The 16,356-nt window shown below is 59.6% G+C and carries 15 protein-coding genes, 3 tRNA genes and 1 other RNA gene; 13 read left to right on the top strand and 6 right to left on the bottom strand.

Annotated features, from left to right (window positions below; genetic code table 11):
* Positions 1 to 3 precede the first annotated feature (3 nt).
* From TSACC_RS20620 to TSACC_RS20615, 3 genes are all read left to right on the top strand, one after another.
* A tRNA-Cys gene (locus TSACC_RS20620) sits at positions 4 to 78 on the top strand.
* 120 nt (positions 79 to 198) lie between these two features.
* Positions 199 to 396 carry a hypothetical protein gene (locus TSACC_RS22015; protein ID WP_153811565.1) on the top strand — a complete coding sequence of 66 codons (198 nt, stop codon included), beginning with the start codon at positions 199 to 201 and terminating at the stop codon, positions 394 to 396.
* Between the two features lie 138 nt (positions 397 to 534).
* Positions 535 to 2,832 carry a sodium:solute symporter family protein gene (locus tag TSACC_RS20615; protein ID WP_075081326.1) on the top strand — a complete coding sequence of 766 codons (2,298 nt, stop codon included), beginning with the start codon at positions 535 to 537 and terminating at the stop codon, positions 2,830 to 2,832.
* Between the two features lie 662 nt (positions 2,833 to 3,494).
* On the opposite strand, the gene TSACC_RS20610 is transcribed toward TSACC_RS20615, so the two are convergent.
* The 5 genes from TSACC_RS20610 to TSACC_RS20590 form a co-directional block, all read right to left on the bottom strand.
* Positions 3,495 to 3,577, bottom strand: a tRNA-Tyr gene (locus TSACC_RS20610).
* 29 nt (positions 3,578 to 3,606) lie between these two features.
* Positions 3,607 to 4,209, bottom strand: a complete 603-nt coding sequence (locus tag TSACC_RS20605; RefSeq protein ID WP_202816021.1) for a peptidylprolyl isomerase — start codon at positions 4,207 to 4,209, stop codon at positions 3,607 to 3,609.
* Positions 4,206 to 5,054, bottom strand: a complete 849-nt coding sequence (gene ygfZ, locus TSACC_RS20600) for a CAF17-like 4Fe-4S cluster assembly/insertion protein YgfZ (RefSeq protein ID WP_075081325.1) — start codon at positions 5,052 to 5,054, stop codon at positions 4,206 to 4,208. The genes TSACC_RS20605 and ygfZ overlap by 4 nt, the downstream gene beginning before the upstream one ends.
* A 1-nt stretch (position 5,055) precedes the next feature.
* Positions 5,056 to 6,033, bottom strand: a complete 978-nt coding sequence (locus tag TSACC_RS20595) for an NAD(P)-dependent oxidoreductase (protein WP_075081324.1) — start codon at positions 6,031 to 6,033, stop codon at positions 5,056 to 5,058.
* Positions 6,034 to 6,036: 3 nt separating this feature from the next.
* A complete protein-coding gene (locus TSACC_RS20590; RefSeq protein ID WP_153811564.1) occupies positions 6,037 to 7,218 on the bottom strand; it encodes a peptidylprolyl isomerase in 1,182 nt (393 codons plus the stop codon).
* 109 nt (positions 7,219 to 7,327) lie between these two features.
* On the opposite strand from TSACC_RS20590, the gene TSACC_RS20585 reads away from it, so the two are divergent.
* Together TSACC_RS20585 and TSACC_RS20580 are read left to right on the top strand one after the other, a co-directional pair.
* Positions 7,328 to 7,412: transfer RNA gene (locus tag TSACC_RS20585), tRNA-Leu, on the top strand.
* Between the two features lie 53 nt (positions 7,413 to 7,465).
* A complete protein-coding gene (locus tag TSACC_RS20580) occupies positions 7,466 to 8,167 on the top strand; it encodes a ubiquinone/menaquinone biosynthesis methyltransferase (RefSeq protein WP_075081322.1) in 702 nt (233 codons plus the stop codon).
* Between the two features lie 9 nt (positions 8,168 to 8,176).
* Here TSACC_RS20580 and TSACC_RS20575 read toward each other — a convergent pair whose 3' ends face one another.
* Entirely contained in the window at positions 8,177 to 9,223 is a 1,047-nt protein-coding gene (locus tag TSACC_RS20575) for an N-acetylmuramoyl-L-alanine amidase-like domain-containing protein (RefSeq protein WP_153811563.1), read from the bottom strand.
* Between TSACC_RS20575 and TSACC_RS20570 the strand changes: the two genes are divergently transcribed.
* The 8 genes from TSACC_RS20570 (at position 9,216) to TSACC_RS22010 (ending at position 16,283) form a co-directional block, all read left to right on the top strand.
* A complete protein-coding gene (locus tag TSACC_RS20570; protein ID WP_169809731.1) occupies positions 9,216 to 9,539 on the top strand; it encodes a DUF4870 domain-containing protein in 324 nt (107 codons plus the stop codon). The two genes, TSACC_RS20575 and TSACC_RS20570, sit on opposite strands and share 8 nt — an antisense overlap.
* A gap of 8 nt (positions 9,540 to 9,547) precedes the next feature.
* Positions 9,548 to 10,201: a winged helix-turn-helix domain-containing protein gene (locus tag TSACC_RS20565; RefSeq protein WP_075081319.1), complete on the top strand. Its 654-nt coding sequence runs from the start codon at positions 9,548 to 9,550 to the stop codon at positions 10,199 to 10,201.
* On the top strand, positions 10,198 to 11,664 hold the full coding sequence (locus tag TSACC_RS20560; protein ID WP_075081318.1) for an ATP-binding protein: 1,467 nt from the start codon (positions 10,198 to 10,200) through the stop codon (positions 11,662 to 11,664). Before TSACC_RS20565 ends, TSACC_RS20560 begins: the two co-directional genes overlap by 4 nt.
* A 42-nt stretch (positions 11,665 to 11,706) precedes the next feature.
* Positions 11,707 to 12,852 carry a hypothetical protein gene (locus TSACC_RS20555; protein WP_075081317.1) on the top strand — a complete coding sequence of 382 codons (1,146 nt, stop codon included), beginning with the start codon at positions 11,707 to 11,709 and terminating at the stop codon, positions 12,850 to 12,852.
* Positions 12,849 to 14,075, top strand: coding sequence for a hypothetical protein (locus TSACC_RS20550; protein WP_075081316.1), 1,227 nt, complete (start codon positions 12,849 to 12,851; stop codon positions 14,073 to 14,075). Before TSACC_RS20555 ends, TSACC_RS20550 begins: the two co-directional genes overlap by 4 nt.
* Before the next feature lie 7 nt (positions 14,076 to 14,082).
* Positions 14,083 to 14,928 carry a metallophosphoesterase gene (locus TSACC_RS20545; RefSeq protein ID WP_169809730.1) on the top strand — a complete coding sequence of 282 codons (846 nt, stop codon included), beginning with the start codon at positions 14,083 to 14,085 and terminating at the stop codon, positions 14,926 to 14,928.
* A gap of 35 nt (positions 14,929 to 14,963) precedes the next feature.
* Positions 14,964 to 15,320, top strand: a transfer-messenger RNA (tmRNA) gene (gene ssrA / locus TSACC_RS20540).
* Positions 15,321 to 16,010: 690 nt separating this feature from the next.
* Positions 16,011 to 16,283, top strand: coding sequence for a hypothetical protein (locus tag TSACC_RS22010; RefSeq protein ID WP_153811562.1), 273 nt, complete (start codon positions 16,011 to 16,013; stop codon positions 16,281 to 16,283).
* Positions 16,284 to 16,356 lie beyond the last annotated feature (73 nt).

The raw sequence follows: 16,356 nt of genomic DNA, 5'->3' as shown, positions 1-16,356 counted from the left end.
AACGGCGGGGTAGCCAAGTGGTAAGGCCGGGCTCTGCAAAAGCCCCATGCGTCGGTTCGATTCCGACCCCCGCCTCCATCTTATTCTTTTCAGATAAGGAAGTTCTGAGATCCCTCCCAGAGGGTATCCTTCACTCCAATCTCTTGAACTTGGAGTCGCTTCACAGCGGTTTTCAGGAAAATTTCCGAACTTCTCAGAATGAAACGGGTCACCAGCCAGCGGGAAAAGGTCATGCAAATCCCGCCCTGGCTTGCCGGTGACGGTCAGCCTGAATATCAACCTGATTGGCAAAGCGTTAAAGACTGTACACCTATGGCTGAGCTCCCCAGGAAAACTTCAATTTGGTACGCCAAGAAAGCGCTTTTTGCAGCCTCCCTACTTGCACCAAAAGGGTGACTACCCTATTTTCCGGCGCAACCACCCCCGATCCCCCAGACATCTCGAAAAATATCTTCTAGAGAATCCTCGGGAACAGGGAGAACCCCAATACGCGTCCGCTCCGTTAACCCGTAGAATCACCGCCTCCAGATACCGATGCATTTTATTGACTGGCTCATCGTCATTGTTCCCGTGACCGGGATTCTCTGGTTATCCGTGTACTCGAAGCGCTACGTGCGGGGCGTCGCTGATTTTCTCGCGGCAGGCCGTACGGCCGGGCGCTACGTGCTCTCGGCGGGAGACATGACGTCAGGCCTGGGCATCATCACCCTGGTCGCGCTGGTGGAGGCCAAGTACCAGGTGGGCTACGCGCTCACCTTCTGGGAGTATTTGACTGTTCCCGTGGGCATCATCATGGGCCTTACGGGATTCTGCGTATATCGGTTTCGCGAGACACGCTCGCTTTCCATCGGCCAGTTCCTGGAAATCCGTTACAGCCGCTCTTTCCGCATCATAGCGGCGGGCCTGCGCACAATCTCCGAGATGCTCACCAATGCGATCGGGCCAGCGGTCGCGGCGAATTTCTTCATCTATTTCCTTGGCCTGCCCCACAAGGTCATGATCGCAGGCATCCCGCTGCCGACCTTCGGTCTGCTCGTCGGCTTCTCTTTGTGCCTGTGCATGGTGGTCATCTGGCCGGGAGGACGCATCTCGCTGTTGATCTCCGACGCCTTTCAGGGGCTCATGAGCTACCCGATCTTTGTCATCATCGCCGGGTATATCTTCCTGAAGTTTGGATGGAATGACGCCATCGCTCCCGTGATGATGGATCGAGCGCCGGGCGAGAGTTTCATCAATCCCTTCGACATCGAGAAGCTGCGCGACTTCAACATCTTCGCCCTCTTCGTCACGATCATGGGCAGCATCCTCAATCGTGCGAGCTGGATCGGCAACGATACCTCCAACTGCGGTCGCACCCCCCACGAGCAAAAGATGGCCGGCATCCTCGGCACGTGGCGCTCGCTGTACTCCAACCTCATGCTGCTCCTCGTGGCGGTGATGGTCATCGCCCTCATGGCGCATCAGAAATTCGCCGACCAGGCTCACGGCATCCGCCAGCAACTCAGCCAGAAGGTCGCCGAGGAGGCTGTCGCCGATCCCAAGACCCGTTCGCTTCTCGATGCACGCCTGAGCGCCATTCCCGTTCACCGCCAGGAGATCGGCGTCGACGCGCCGCTTTCCCGCGAAGAGAACATCGACACGCCCTTCATGACCGCCGCCCACGAGACTCTCGCGGGGACGCCGGAAGGAAACCTCCAGTTCCAGAAGTTCCGTACCCTTTATCATCAAATGATGCTGCCGGTCGCGCTGCATAACATCCTGCCCATCGGGCTGATGGGACTCTTCTGCCTGCTGGTCATCATGCTGATGCTCTCAACGGACGACTCGCGCGTCTTCAACGCCTCCTCGACCATCGTGCAGGACGTGATCATGCCGTTTCGAAAAACGCCGTTTACGCCCAAGCAGCACCTGCTGGTCATCCGGCTGGTCTCGACGGGCGTCTGCGTCTTTTTCTTCATCGTCTCGCTGTTCTTCGTCCAGATCGACTACATCCAGATGTTCACCACGATCATGACCGCCATCTGGCTCGGCGGCGCCGGTCCCATCATGATCTTCGGCCTCTACAGCCGCTTTGGCACCACCACCGGGGCATTTTGCTCGCTGATCTTTGGCTCGGGACTTTCCATCGTCGGGCTCTTCCTCCAGCGCAACTGGGCCGAAACCGTCTACCCCTGGCTGCAATCGAATGGATGGGATCTCGCCGTCGGCAATCTGCTCCACACGGTCTCCCAGCCCTTCAATCCCTACATCGTCTGGGAGATGAATCCCGTGAAGTTCCCCATCAACTCCTACGAGTTGTACTTCATGTCGATGGTTATCGGCATCGCCGCTTACGTCATCGGTTCATTCCTCACGCAGAAGCAACCCTACAACCTCGATCGCCTCCTCCATCGCGGCGTTTACGACGTGGCGGGCGAGTTCAAAGCGCCCTTCAAGTGGACGTTCCGCAATGCGCTCCAGAAGCTCATCGGCATCACTCCCGAGTACACCCTCGGCGACAAGGTGATCGCCTGGTCCGTGGTGGGATATGCCATCGTCTATAAGTTCGGCCTCTGTTTCGTCGCCGTTCTGATCTGGAATGCCATCTCCCCCTGGCCGCAGGAATGGTGGAGCACCTATTTCTTCATCACCAGCCTCCTCGTGACGGGCATCGTCGGTATCATCTCTACTTTCTGGTTCTTCATCGGAGGCGTCATCGACATCCGTCGGCTCTTCCGCGATCTCGCCTCACGTGTCGACAACCCGCTCGACAACGGCATGGTCGATGGTCACGTCTCCCTTGCCGACAAGGCCATCTTCGAGCAGCGCACTCACGAAAAACAGGACGACTAGAGCGTCAAGAACCCGACCTGATCGATACCTGGGAGTCTGGACTGGCGCCCAACATGCCATGGTGGCCAAATGGACCGGGTTCAGGGTGAATGAATCAAGACGAGAGGGTGATCACAATGGAACGGTCCACTTATTGCGGCATTAAGTGGATCAAACCAAGCAATGGAAACCCTAAATAAAAGAGACTTTCTTTTGGGGTAGAAAAGTCTATCGACGCGCACCTTTTCGGGAAAAGGTGTGGGGCTTAAGTGGCGCTTGTGGGAGTTTACGCGTCAGATATCGCCCCCCAACGATGATGGACAGGAGATAAGAACGAAATCGGAGCAATAAAGCCCACTGCGCAGGCGGGGAAGAAGCTCAGAGGTTATCGCTTCGGAGGTGCGACTAGACAAATGCGTCTATTCAGGGAACTCAATCCAGATTCCAGCACTTCTCGGCGGCAGGGACAGAAAGCGTCCTTCCCGAACGGAGATAATCTCTCCTGAAAGCCATCACTTATAGGACCCACAGACAGACGATCGCGTTGTCTCTGGAAACGGTCTCCCCGGCATCGTTTCCAGTCTGGAAACTTCTGGAAAGAACCCCCAAAAGAGCTCAAGGCGAGACGTGAAGAGATCTCTCTTCACCCCCTTAAATCTCGATTTATCAGACTTAAGGGGAAATGGGCAGGAGTGGATTCGAACCACTGAAGGCGTAAGCCAGCGGATTTACAGTCCGCCCCGTTTGGCCACTTCGGTACCTACCCGTTTGGGAAAGCCTCCGCGCTGAAGGTTACTACCTCGCCTGTCCGGCGAAGCGCGGTTGGATGGTAATAGACTCTATTATGATCTTTGCCAATGGAAAATCGTTACTATCTGTCGGTTGATTGCTGATTGCCTCCAAAACGTCCAATCCCTCGAGGACTTCCCCGAAAACGGTGTTTTTTCCGTCGAGTTTCGGGAGGGACGTGAGAGCAAAATAGATTTGGCTGCCATTGGAGGCCTTCGCCGGGTTGACGTTGTCGGGCAGACGGGAAGTACCTACGGAGCCACGGACGTTATTGCGTTTGATCTCGGCAGGCACGGTGTAACCCGGGCCGCCTGTGCCGGAGCGGTCATTATCGCCGTGACGGCTGTACGGGTCGCCAGTCTGCACGAGGGCGCCTGGGAAGGCCCGGTGAAAACGCATTCCGCGGTAGAAATTGCGGCGGCAAAGGTCTTTGAAATTTGCCACGGTGAGGGGCGCATCCTGGTCGTAGAGGCCGATCACGACTTGCTGACGCTGCTTTTCCTTACCGATACGGATCTGCATGACCGCAACCTCAGGTCCCAGGGTTTGGGCGTGAGAGGCGGTGAGAAAGCCAACGACGAGCGCGGCAACGATCAGATGGAGCTTCATTCGAGAGTAAGGGGGAATTCAGTCTTTTCCACGCGGCCAAGGCAAGCCCCAGTTTCATCCAGCACTGAGAAAACCTTCTCTTCGGATCGAGTAGAGACATAACCGAGGGCACAAAAAGGCGGGGACGCAGGTGCGATGCTGGTGAGGCGCGCCGTGTTTGCCCCTTGGGAATCGGCCAATTTCCACGGGCGGCGTCCAGACGGAAGGGAAATGTCCCCGTGGAAGAGAGTGAGGATCTCGTTGACTCTTCCAACACTGCGCAGGCGGGAAACCACTTCCTGCCCGACATAGCAGCCCTTATGAAAATCCACAGCAGTGGCATCTAGCCGCGCCTCCTGAGGAAGGGTATCCTCATCGATTTCCGCTCCCCAGGCCGGAATGCCACGGAGGATGCGCAGGCGCTCCACCTCGTCGGCGGAAAACTCCTGAAGGCCTGCGGGCGGCGTGGAGACATCTACGCCTGATTCGCCAAGGCGACTGATCCGCAATCCGTCGCTGGTCGTCCCGATAACATGCCAACCACGAGGGGACTCCATGAGTTCAAAGCTCACGTCGTCGGCGATGGCATATCGCTCGAGGCGGGCGAGCAGGGTCTCCGAGAGCGCGGAGACAGTCTCGATGATGTGAGCATCATCATCCTCCCATATCTGCACGGGAGCACAGATTTTTCCCTTGGCCGTCAACACGAGAGCGCCCAGCGCCGATCCCGGCTGGAGCTTGCGGAGATCGTTGCTCGTCTGGCCGTTGAGATAGCGCAGGCGATCGGCACCCGTCACACGGATGCGACCGAGTCCTGAAAGTGCGAAATACCCTTGCGGGACTGAAAAGCTCGCCTCGTCGGCCATGCTAGCTCTTCGGTCCAAAGAGCGGGAAAATCCCCTTCTTGGGCTGAGCAGCCGCCGGGGCGGTCGCGCCATGATCTGCCTGCGCGCCACCGGATGGGAATGTCCCCTCGGGAATCTCGTGGTCGGAATTGGGAAAGCCGTACTGGCGGGCAAGAACGGTGAAGTCCTCCTCGGCCCAGCCGCTTTGAAGGCCGGACATCGCCGAACCGGCAAATGCCGTGGATGCCGGAAGATCAATGCCGTACTCGGAGGCCATGTTCAGCGCGATCTGCACGTCCTTGAACATATGCTTGAGCGCGAAACTTGGCTCGAAGTTGCCCTTGATCATGCCGGGTAGCTTCATGTTGCCGAGAGCGGAATTGGCGCCGTGTAACTGGAATGCCTCACCGAGTTTGTACAGCGGGATGCCGCTGCGGTCGATGATGGCGAGCGCCTCGGAGTACGCGGCCGTGGAAACCGCGATGATGACATTCATCGCGATCTTGAGAGCCGCGGCCTGGCCGATCTCCCCGACAGGAAGGATCGCCTTGGCATTCACCTCGAGCTGCGGGCGGACTTTTTCCAAGGCGCCAGCGTCTCCGCCGATATAGAAAACAATCTGACCGGCGGCTGCGGCATCGCGACTCCCGGTAAACGGGGCATCGAGGTACTTGGCATGACGCTCCTGCACAACGTGCGAAGCTGCCACCGTCTCAGCCGGGGAGACCGTGGTGTGATTGATCACCACGTGCTCCGGCCCGAGCGCCGGAGCCATCGCCTTGACCGTTTCGAGCAAGGCGGCTCCGTCGGAAACAAAGATTTGGATTTGCTTGGCGGACTCAGCCACCTCCGCCGCCGATGAGAGGAAGTTGGGCTCCGGTCGCGGTGAGCGACTCCACACCCACACCTGATAACCGGCCTTGCGGAGATTTGCTGCCACGCGGGAGCCGATCAGCCCGAGGCCGATGACTCCTACGTTGGGTTTCGCCGAGCGAGCCATTGCTTACGGATTGATGCCTCCGGGGGCCTTGGCTGGATCCACTGTAGGAACTGTAACCGCATCAGCCGGGGCGGCCGGTGCTTCCGGAGCAGGCGGGAGGTTGTTTTCCACCTTGGCACCGTCGCGAAGTCCCTTGATCAGGTTCTGGACCGCTTCACGCTGCTTGTTGCGCTTGAGATAGTTCGTCAGGTCACCCTTCACCTCGTCAAACGAGAGCACCCGGGCCGGCTTGGTATCGGTCACCTTGATAACGTGCCAGCCGAATTGCGTACGCACGGGCTGACTCACCTGACCGACTTTCTGGCTGAAGGCGGCTTCGGCAAACTCCGGAACCATGCGGTCTTTGGTGAAGAAATCGAGATCACCACCGGAATCCTTGGCGCCGGGCTCTTCGGAGTACTGCTTGGCGAGGGCGGCAAAATCAGCGCCCTTCTTCGAGGCGAGAGCGGCGACCTTGGCAGCCTCGGCCTGCTTCTGCTTCACGACATCTTCGGGAGCATTTTCATCGACACGGATAAGGATGTGGCTGGCGCGCACGGAGGCGTCTTCCTTAAACTCCTGCTTGTTGTCGTTGTAGAACTTCTGGGCGTCTTCCGGGGTCACGGCGACCTTGTCGGCGACCTGGCTCTCCACCCAGCGCTGCTGCTGGAGCATTTTCTTGATCGTCTCGTTCACCTTTTCCGGCGACTGGCCGACCTGGGCGAGTTGCTTGTTGAAGTCTTCCTCGGTCGGGAATTGCTTCTTGATCTTGGCCACCTCGGCGTCGACGTCAGCCTGGCTGATCTCCACGCTAGCCGCCTGCTTGGCGATGAGCTTGTCAACGATCAGCTCATCGAGGAGCTGATGATAGCCCTCGATTTTTTGGGCATCGGTGAGGCTGGCGGCATCAACCCCGGAGGATTTCACCGCAGTCTCAAAGGCTTCCTGAAGCTCCTTGAGCGAAATCGGCTCCCCATTTACGACGGCAACCGGGTCCTTCAGACCGAGGGGCGAAACCGGGGCGCTCGCATCCGCGGGAGTCGCGGAGGCAGCCGGGGCGGGGCTGGCAGCCGCTGCAACCGGGGTGGCGGAAGGTGCTGCGGCGGGTTCGGAGGCCGCAGGCTGGGACGGCTTGCAGGAGGTCATGGCGAGCGTGGCGGCGGCGGCCGTAGCCGAGCACAACACGAGGGAGAGGGATTTCTTCATTGAAATGGAGTTCAGTTTGTTTGGCATGCCCAGAAAATCAAGGCGAGTGGAAAATTGAATTTTCCGATTTACACCGTGAGACAGTGGAGCAATTCTATTCGTTCAATCTGCTCACGTGGCGGAACTGGCAGACGCGTACGCCTCAGGAGCGTATGGGGAAACCCTTGGAGGTTCGAATCCTCTCGTGAGCACCACTCCCAGCCGAGAAATTCGGCGGGAGCCCGCCTGCCGGAGGCATCGAAACTCGATGGCGATCCAACCTACGCTTCCACAACAGAATCCCGGCTTTGTCCGCAAGACCTTCTCGGCCATCGCGGGCCGATACGACCTCGCCAATCACCTCCTGAGCGGCGGATTTGATTTTCTCTGGCGCGCCAAGGCCGCCAATCTCGTCGCCGCCACCCGACCGACTCGCATCCTCGATCTCGCGACCGGCAGCGGCGATTTGGCGAAAGCCCTCGCCTCGGCCAATCCCAGGGCAGAAATCGTGGGCGCGGATTTTTGCCTGCCTATGCTCGAGGTCGCGCGGGGGAAAAATGTTCCGGCACTCATCCAGGCAGATGGTTTGAACCTTCCCTTTCGCGACGGAACCTTCGACGCACTCACGGTGGCTTTTGGCCTGCGCAACATGGCCTCCTGGGAAGGCGCCCTGCGCGAAATGAACCGTGTGCTTCGCCCCGGCGGGTTCCTGCTGGTGATGGATTTCTCGATGCCTCCGGTCGCGCCGATTCGCTCTGCCTATCGCCTCTATTTGCACAATGTGCTGCCACGCTTTGCCGCTGCCATCACGGGCAACAAGGAGGCGTACGAATATCTCGGCACCTCGATCGAGAGCTTCCCGCGTGATGAGCAGATGTTTTCCCTGCTCCAGCGCTGTGGTTATCACGGCATGGCCCAGCACCGGCTCTGCCTGGGTATCGCGAGCATCTACACGGCAATCAAAGCCTGACCGGCGCGGCTAGATGTCGTTGGGCCGGGCAACCATGATCCCGGCATCGCTCTTGAAGCGATTCAGGTAGGCGCTCAGCCGGGTATCCACGATCACCTCGCGGGCGTTTTTGGAAGCGTGCATGAAACGTAGCACGCCGCTCTTGTCGCGATAGGCCAGCCCGACATGGGAGGTGTAGCCGTACGGCCAGGTGGTCACGATGCAGATGACGTCCCCGTTTTTCAGATACTTCTCTGCCGCGGGAACCTTCGCTTTTGGCACATAATAAATACCGCGCCGGGAAAGCTGATCCTCGATACGGGCAAGCTCGGGCACAAGCCTGGGATTGGCCCTCAGTTGCTTGCTGGATTTCCAGTCGGCGGACATTTCGCGCATCTCGCGATTGAGCTTGCGGGCCCCCGGCAGATCGGGCGTCACGTCCTTGACGAGTCCGCGGCTTTGATTATCGGCCAGCCATTGCTCCAGATAATGCAGGCGGGAGGTGAAGATGCCATTGCAGCGCCCGCCGCGGTAGCGATCCAGCTCGATCATGCGCAGCATGTCGGCGGCAGAGGGATTGGCTGAGACCTTGAGCGCACGGGCTGAGGCGAGCGAAATCTCAAAGAACGTCCAGCAGTCCATCCCGTTCATGTTCACGCAAGGCGTCTCGATGCGGTCGTCCAGCTCGAGGGTGTAGTTTTTGTACGGCGTACCGACCAGAGCGAGGCCGGCGCGGGTGGTTCGCTCGCCGATGGGCAGGCTGGCCCAGCCCTCGTTCTGCCCTTTTCGAATGAGGTCGTAATACTTGTCCTTGCCGACAAAAACCACGTTCTCCGGGAGGGAGGCGGCTTGTACCGCCGCGACACCGGCCAACAGGAAAAGAGCCGCCACCTTGCGCATTGTCGCACTGATACGGCGGAAAGGCGGATTTCGCAACTGGCGGAATTTCTTCTCGCGGGAGAGTCTTTTTGCTATTGAGCCGCGAATGGACACACCGCCGCCCATCACACCGGGATCGCCCTCCATTCCCCCCACCCCTCCGGCTTCCAGTTCGGACCGGCAGTGGAAGGTGATCATCCACCTCTGCGGTCTTGCAGGCCTGATCGTCCCGAGCTGCGGCAATATCGTGGCTCCGCTCGTGGTGTGGCTGCTCAAAAAGCCGGAATCTCCCGCCATCGACGCAACGGGACGAGCCGTGATGAATTTCCAGATCTCCTACACGATCTATCTCTGGGTTAGCGGCATCGTGATGGTGGTCCTCGGCTGGCTCATCATCCCGTTGATTCTCCCGGTTGCGGTCTTTGTCGCCTGGCTGGTCTTCACCATTCTCGGCGCGATCAAGGCGAGCAACGGAGAGGAGTACACCCCGCCCTTTACGCTGAAACTCCTCTAGGCGCTCCGATGCGAGTGCTCGTCGTGGAAGACGATCCCGGCATCATTGAGGTGCTGGACTATGCTCTGCGCCGGGAAGGCCATGACGTGACCTGCGTATCATCCGGCCTCGAGGCGGTGCGCCGCGCGGGCGAGGCGGAGTTCATCCTACTCGACGTCGGGCTGCCGGATATTGATGGATTTGAAGTCTGCCGCCGGATCCGCCGCACGCTGGAAACTCCGCTCATGTTTCTCACCTCGCGGTGCGAGGAGGTCGACCGCGTGGTGGGATTGGAACTCGGCGGCGATGATTATCTGGCAAAACCCTTCAGCACGCGCGAGCTCACCGCCCGGATCAAGGCGGTGGCAAGGCGCTTCGAGCGTGCCGCAGATCCACCACCTGCCGCGCTCTCGGTGGATCCCGCCACGCATCGCGCCTCCTTCCTGGGCAAATCGCTCGACCTCACGCGCATCGAGTTTGCCCTGCTGGCCGCCCTGCAGGCGGAGCCGGGACGAGTCTTTACCCGTGATCAACTTCTGAACCGCGCATGGCCGGATGGCGGACTCGTCACAGACCGAACGGTGGATGCGCACATCAAGACTCTGCGCAAGAAATTGACCGATCCTGATCTGATCGAGACCGTGCGAGGAGTCGGCTACCGCCTGCGCGAGGAATCCACATGACGTCCGGGCAGCCGGTTTCCAGATTCTGGCGTGCGGTCTATTTTATTCAGCGCCTTATCTCGCGTCTCGCGCCTCCGCTGCACAGCCTGCATTGGAAGATCCTCGCCCTGCTGCTGGTGGCGATCTTTCTGCCGGCGCTCTATTTTCTCTGGCAGGTGCGCCTCGGCATCGAGCGCAGCCATGTGCGCTCCACGGAACGCGGCATGATCGACACGGCGCTCGTCGTGGCAGAGTCACTCGCCTCTTCGGGCAGCGATTCGCTTTCCGATCTCCCGACCGTTCGCGAGATCAACGCCCGCGTCTTCCGTGACTTCTCGCCGGACCTGCGGATCGTGATCTACGACGACGGCGGCAATGTCGTCTGGGATACAACCGGGGCATTTCCCAAAGGCTTGGCTCGGGCGGACGAACGGGACGTACGCAAGGCTTTGAAAGGCGAATACGGCAGCCGATGGATCCGCGATCCTGATCGCAAGACAGTCGTCCTTTTCAGCACGCTTCCAGTCTACCGTCACGGCAACATCATCGGAGCGGTCAGCGTGATCAAGACGACAGCCGATGTCCGCAAATCCATTCTAAGGTCGTTCCAAGATCTTGCCATCCCGGCCGCGATCGCCTTCTGCATGGCGGTTTTCACCTCCTATCTTCTCTCGAGCTACCTCACCGGAGTCATCACTGATCTGGCAGGACGCGCGGAGCGTATTGCGGATGGCGAGGCCGGAGTAAAGTTGGAAACCTGGACCAAGAGCGAACTCGGAGATCTCGCCCGTGCCTTTGAGCGCATGCGTCTGAAACTCGAGGGAAAATCCTATGTCGAGGAAATGGTCGCGACCTTCTCTCATGAGCTGAAAACTCCGCTCGCCGCCATTCGCGGGGCAGCCGAGGTGCTGGAAGACAGTCCGGACGAGTCAACACGCCAGAAATTCCTCCGCAACATCCAGGCCGAGGTCGACCGGCTCACCCAGATCGTTTCCAATCTCCTCGCCCTGTCTCGCATCGAAACCCAGCCAGCGGAAACAGCAGAGACCTCGCTCAACTCGGTCGCTGCCGAGGTCGCCGAGCATTACGCCCGACGGGCCGAGGCGGCAGGCATCGTCTTTGAATCGCACATCGGAGAGGAAGCCACCCGCATCGCTGTGCCGGCCGACCAGCTCCGCCGCGTAATAGAGGCGCTGCTCGACAATGCGTTGCAATTCACGCCTCGAGGGAAACACGTGCGGTTTTCCCTCCACGGATCACGCATCGAGGTCGCCGACGAAGGCGCCGGAATTCCCACCGAACTGCAGCCCAAGGTCTTCGACCGCTTCGTCACGACCGTGAACCCAGCCACGGGACGGCGGGGGACCGGGCTTGGCCTGGCCATCGTGAAGTCCATCGTCCAAAAGCACCATGGTGCGGTGACGTTCCTGAGCGAATCAGGCAAAGGATCGCTCTTCGCGGTGAAATTCCCGGAGATTTCATAATCTCTTCATCATCGCTTCACACGGGCCTGCCAGTCTCCGGCCATGCGCTGGATTTCACTGCTGCTCGCAAGCGCCGCCCTCGCCGCGGCGGAACCGCCCCCTCTTAACGAAGCGCGTGTCACGCTCAGCTATCCGGAGCTGAAAGCCCTGCTGGATGCCGCGCGCAAGGAGCCGCCACCGGCCGCGCCGCTCGCCTTCAGCATTCTTTCCGCCGACTACCAGCTCACGCTGGAAAAAGACCGGGTCACCGGCACCGCGACCTTCGAGATCCAGAATTTCTCAGACCACCCCGAGCTTGTTCCGCTACTCGGCTCCGCCGCCCGCGTCGAGCGGGTGGAACCCAAGGACGCTGTGCTCTCCGTGCTGAGCGGGCGATTGAAGTATTTGCTAGAGGGAAAATCCCGCGTCCGGCTGGTGCTTGTTTTTACCGCCGCGACGCGGGACACCTCAGGGCGCTGGGCGCTTGATCTGTCCATCCCGGAGTCTGCCCTTAGCTCGCTGACGATCCGAGGCGCCGACGCCTCGGAAACCATCACGGTCGCAGGCCTCGGCGCTCCGACTCCCGAGGGCGAAGCTCTTCGCTGGCAACTCGGGGCAGCCGAAAAAATCACTGTCACCCGCGAAATGACACCCAAGATCGTTCGCGAAACGCCTCTCCCTACCAAACGCGTCGAGGCTCCCACCATCATCCGTCAGCTCAACGTCGAGATGCGTGCCGTGCGGGATGGGTCCTATCTCGCCAAGACGGGCTGGATCATTCGCCACGACAACGCCGTCGACCTGACGCTGGCCATGCCCCAGGACGCGGAGATCCTGACCTGCCGGGTGAATGGCTCCAACGCTGCCCCTTTGGAAAAAGATGCGAGCCACATCGTTCTGCCGATCCCTCCGCCGTCCAGCCAGGGCGAATCGCAGATCGAACTCACCTACACCGCGCGAGGAAAGGCTTTCGATCCGGTGCGCGGGGAGTTCTCCGTCACCCTGCCCGGAGCGCCCTTCCTCATCGAGAAGCTGGGGTGGGATCTGGAAATACCGAAGCCCTACGAGACCGTCGCCATCCAGGGCAATGTCGACTTTGAACCCTCCCCGCGCCCTGACCTCGTGCGGCTGAAGCGCGAACTCGGCCGAGGCGACGCCGCCACCGTCCAGCTGTTTTACCAAAAACCCGAAAAACCTGCCAAATCATGACAACCAAACGCTTATTCGCGATCCTCTTCATCTTCTGCTGTACCGCCGTGGGGTGGTTCATCCTCGGCGGAGCGCTGGACCTGCGGACCGGACAATCCTCCTCCGCCAGTTGGGATCGAGTCTCCGATACCTGGGGACCCGTCATGAGGCAGCCCCACCCGACAGCGTATTACCAGGCTCCCACCGAGGCCAATGGACGCGCCGCGCTGAGACCCGTTTCGAGCGCGATCCACGTCAGCCTCGGCTATGAGCCCAAACGCAAGGGATTGCTCTGGGCTCGTACTTACACGGTGGGCTTCCGAGGTGAGTATACCTTCACCAACCCGACGCCCATCCCGCAGACGATCTTCGTCCAGTTCTCTCTGCCCTCGGCAGACGCGAGCTACAACAACTTTGCCTACACGCTCAATGGCAAACCCACGCAGGCCACCATCAACGGCACCGCGCCCATCACGGAGGCCGTCACCCTGGCGCCGGAGGAGAAAGCTGTCCTCGTCGTCGCCTACGACAGTCGGGGGCTCGACTCATGGGGCTATCAGTTCGGCAGTGAGACCCGCGTACAGAAGTTCAATCTCCAGATGGCGACCGATTTCCGGTCCATCGACTTCCCGGAAGGCACCGGGTCTCCGACGAACCGGGAGCAGACCGCCAAAGGCTGGACGCTCACCTGGGATTACCCCGACCAGATCGGCGCGCGCCCGATCGGCATGGACATGCCAAAGGTCCTGAATCCCGGCCCGACGGCGGCGCGGATCAGCTTCTTTGCTCCGGTATCGCTTCTGTTCTTCTTCGCGATCCTCGTCATCCTCTGCCTGCTGCTGAAGGTCGACCTGCATCCGATGAATTACTTCTTCCTCGCGGCGGGCTGCTTCGCCTTTCAGTTGCTCTTCGCCTATCTCGTGGACCTCATTCCCATCGGCGCAGCCTTCCTGCTCTCCGCGATCGTCTCGCTGGTGCTGGTCTCCGGATATCTGTTTCTCGCGAAGGGGCGAAAGTTTGCCAGCCTCGCGGCGACGGCGCAGTTCGCCTACATGGTCCTCTTCAGCTACAGCTTCTTCTTTGACGGCATCACGGGGCTGACCATCACCATCGGCGCGATCATCACCCTCGCCATCCTCATGGTCGTCACCGCCAAGGTGAACTGGTCGGAGAAATTTGCCGCCCGGGCGACGGCCGCAGTGACTCCTCCGCCCATGCCCAAGGCTGCCACCGAATCCTACTAGGGAACCCGTGACGCGCCGGGACTTTCTCTCACTTGCCGCGAAGGCCATAGCCGGAACGTCCCTGGGGTTCGCCCTGGGGCCGTTCCTGGCGGCGGCGCACTGCGTGGTCACGCGCACCAGTGTGACGCTGCGCGGGCTGCCCCGGGAATTCGACGGCTTCCGCATCGCGCTTCTCACCGACCTGCACCACAGCGAGTGGATTCCCCGCTCCTATCTGCGGCAAATCGTCGACCGGACGAATCTGCAGGACGTCGACCTCATCGCGCTCACCGGCGATCTCATTCACTGCGGCAGGCCGTGGATTCCCGGCTGCGTCAGCGAGCTTTCCCGTCTGCAGGCCCGGCGCGGGGTCGTATCCGTTCTTGGGAATCACGATCACGCGGATTACGCAGCAGCCCCCCTGCGACACGCTCTCCGCTCCGCCGGCATCTACGACCTGACCAACGATGGCATCGACCTGCGCAGACGAGGCGCGGAGTTTCGCATCGGTGGCGTGGGCGACCTTTGGAGGGACCGGCAGCGCCCTCGCAAGGCGCTCTCAGGCGCGATGTCGGCGGAGTCGGCTCTCCTCCTGAGTCACAATCCCGATTACGCCGAGACCCTGCGCGATGAGCGCGTGGGCCTCATGCTCAGCGGCCATACCCATGGTGGGCAGGTCATCATCCCCGGCATCGGCGCGCCGCACCTTCCCTCTCGCTACGGACAAAAGTACCGGGAAGGTCTTTGCCAGGGTCCCATTGTGCGCGTCTACGTCTCGCGCGGCTCAGGATCGTCCTTTCCACCCGTGCGCATCGCCTGCCCTCCGGAAATCGCGATCATCACCCTGCGCAGTCTCCCTGAATCAAGGACTTGAAAGTCCGCAAAACCATGCCATGTTATTCCCAACACGGGGGCGTATTGGTTTCGACGTGAAGTTTGATGCCCGGCCCGCATGCCGAGGATGATTCGTTGGCCTCGTTAAAAATCGGATCAAACAAATAAACGCAGATTACGAAGATCTCGCTCTCGCGGCCTAACGTGCCGTGACGTGTTTCCGGTGACGCCTGCTAGGCGGAAATACGACGACAGCAGGCTAGCTCAAGGCTGGGGCGACCGCGGCCAAGAGTGAATTCGATTTCGTGGACGCTCAGGAGCGGGTAGCGCGACGACCCGTAGCATCGCTCCAAAACCTTTGGTCGTCTAAGCATGTAGAAAGTCGCGCTGAACGCTTCAGGGACAGGGGTTCGACTCCCCTCGCCTCCAGTTTTCTATGATCTGAAAAAGCCCCCTTGTAAGAAATTGCACGAAGTTATCGTGTTCTTTAACGATTTACAAAGTCACGGATTTACTAGTATGGGGACTGAGGGGGGCACTTCATCAAGTGCATTGGTATCCCCTTCGGGGAATTAGCAACGATCACGTTAACCTAATTCATCCGCCCCTTCCTCTGGAGGAATGCCGTCTGAAGAAGGCCTTGTCAAGCCGAATCTCTATATATTGGGGTTCGGCTGTTATGGGTGACCTTATATAGTGGATATAGGTCGTGTCCACGAAACTTGGCGGCCCAGTAAGTTTTGCGTCACTCATGTCGCATCGAGTCAATTTTGAAATCAACGGCAAATGGAGTTGTTTGCCACATCATCTTGCGATGCTTTTTCCGCGAATGTTTGTCTCTCCAAAGCTCTACACTTCTCCCTGAAGATTTGAACCCTTTGGATGGCTTCGCCCCGCTGATTAGATGTTTTAGTTTCTTCATTTCTGATAGGCGAAGGTGTCAACTGACCAGCTCGTCTTGGGATGCCACTATTCTCGTCAACTAGAAGCTACCCGCATTCCAAACGCCGAGGGTTCTCTCAGGTCCGAGATAGATTCTTGCAAGCCCTCCCCTCCGCGTGATCGATCCATGCGGTCACACACAGCCTTTTCTCGGCATCCACGACCTGCATCGCCTATGAAATGCGCAGCGACGCCCGGCAGTCGCTGCCGAAATATTCCGTCGATTACTTCGGTTCCGAAGCTTCGGAAGTCCCCGCATCCCTCCTCAAGGCTACCGACGCGGTGTGCTCACCGACGCCGCTGAACACATCAATCAGTGAAAACTTCACTCTGCCGGGATTAGATCGACGAGCATTTTCTCCGGCTGAGGAGTTCGCCGCCGAGTTGCATCTCCGCCCAACCCAGCTTTGCCGGGTGTTCCAGCAATTCAACCAATCCAGACAATTTAAGTAACTGACCCACAATAAGATGCTGCGGGCCTCCGAATCGCTCCTCGCCGAAAGAATGCCGGTCAAGCAGACCGCCC

The sequence above is a fragment of the Terrimicrobium sacchariphilum genome, assembly GCF_001613545.1.
GTDB classification, from domain to species: domain Bacteria; phylum Verrucomicrobiota; class Verrucomicrobiia; order Chthoniobacterales; family Terrimicrobiaceae; genus Terrimicrobium; species Terrimicrobium sacchariphilum.
This window is presented reverse-complemented; position numbering and strand designations above follow the sequence as displayed.

What these genes read in the sequence shown, in the direction of transcription:
- ygfZ (WP_075081325.1), bottom strand. Translation starts at nt 5,054, where the DNA reads ATGGCCGACGAGGCGAGCTTTTCAGTCCCGCAAGGGTATTTCGCACTT.
- TSACC_RS20575 (WP_153811563.1), bottom strand. Translation starts at nt 9,223, where the DNA reads ATGATCACCTTCCACTGCCGGTCCGAACTGGAAGCCGGAGGGGTGGGG.
- TSACC_RS20560 (WP_075081318.1), top strand. Translation starts at nt 10,198, where the DNA reads ATGACGTCCGGGCAGCCGGTTTCCAGATTCTGGCGTGCGGTCTATTTT.
- TSACC_RS20590 (WP_153811564.1), bottom strand. Translation starts at nt 7,218, where the DNA reads ATGAAGAAATCCCTCTCCCTCGTGTTGTGCTCGGCTACGGCCGCCGCC.
- TSACC_RS22015 (WP_153811565.1), top strand. Translation starts at nt 199, where the DNA reads ATGAAACGGGTCACCAGCCAGCGGGAAAAGGTCATGCAAATCCCGCCC.
- TSACC_RS20615 (WP_075081326.1), top strand. Translation starts at nt 535, where the DNA reads ATGCATTTTATTGACTGGCTCATCGTCATTGTTCCCGTGACCGGGATT.
- TSACC_RS20595 (WP_075081324.1), bottom strand. Translation starts at nt 6,033, where the DNA reads ATGGCTCGCTCGGCGAAACCCAACGTAGGAGTCATCGGCCTCGGGCTG.
- TSACC_RS22010 (WP_153811562.1), top strand. Translation starts at nt 16,011, where the DNA reads ATGCGCAGCGACGCCCGGCAGTCGCTGCCGAAATATTCCGTCGATTAC.
- TSACC_RS20555 (WP_075081317.1), top strand. Translation starts at nt 11,707, where the DNA reads ATGCGCTGGATTTCACTGCTGCTCGCAAGCGCCGCCCTCGCCGCGGCG.
- TSACC_RS20550 (WP_075081316.1), top strand. Translation starts at nt 12,849, where the DNA reads ATGACAACCAAACGCTTATTCGCGATCCTCTTCATCTTCTGCTGTACC.
- TSACC_RS20580 (WP_075081322.1), top strand. Translation starts at nt 7,466, where the DNA reads ATGGCGATCCAACCTACGCTTCCACAACAGAATCCCGGCTTTGTCCGC.
- TSACC_RS20565 (WP_075081319.1), top strand. Translation starts at nt 9,548, where the DNA reads ATGCGAGTGCTCGTCGTGGAAGACGATCCCGGCATCATTGAGGTGCTG.
- TSACC_RS20605 (WP_202816021.1), bottom strand. Translation starts at nt 4,209, where the DNA reads ATGAAGCTCCATCTGATCGTTGCCGCGCTCGTCGTTGGCTTTCTCACC.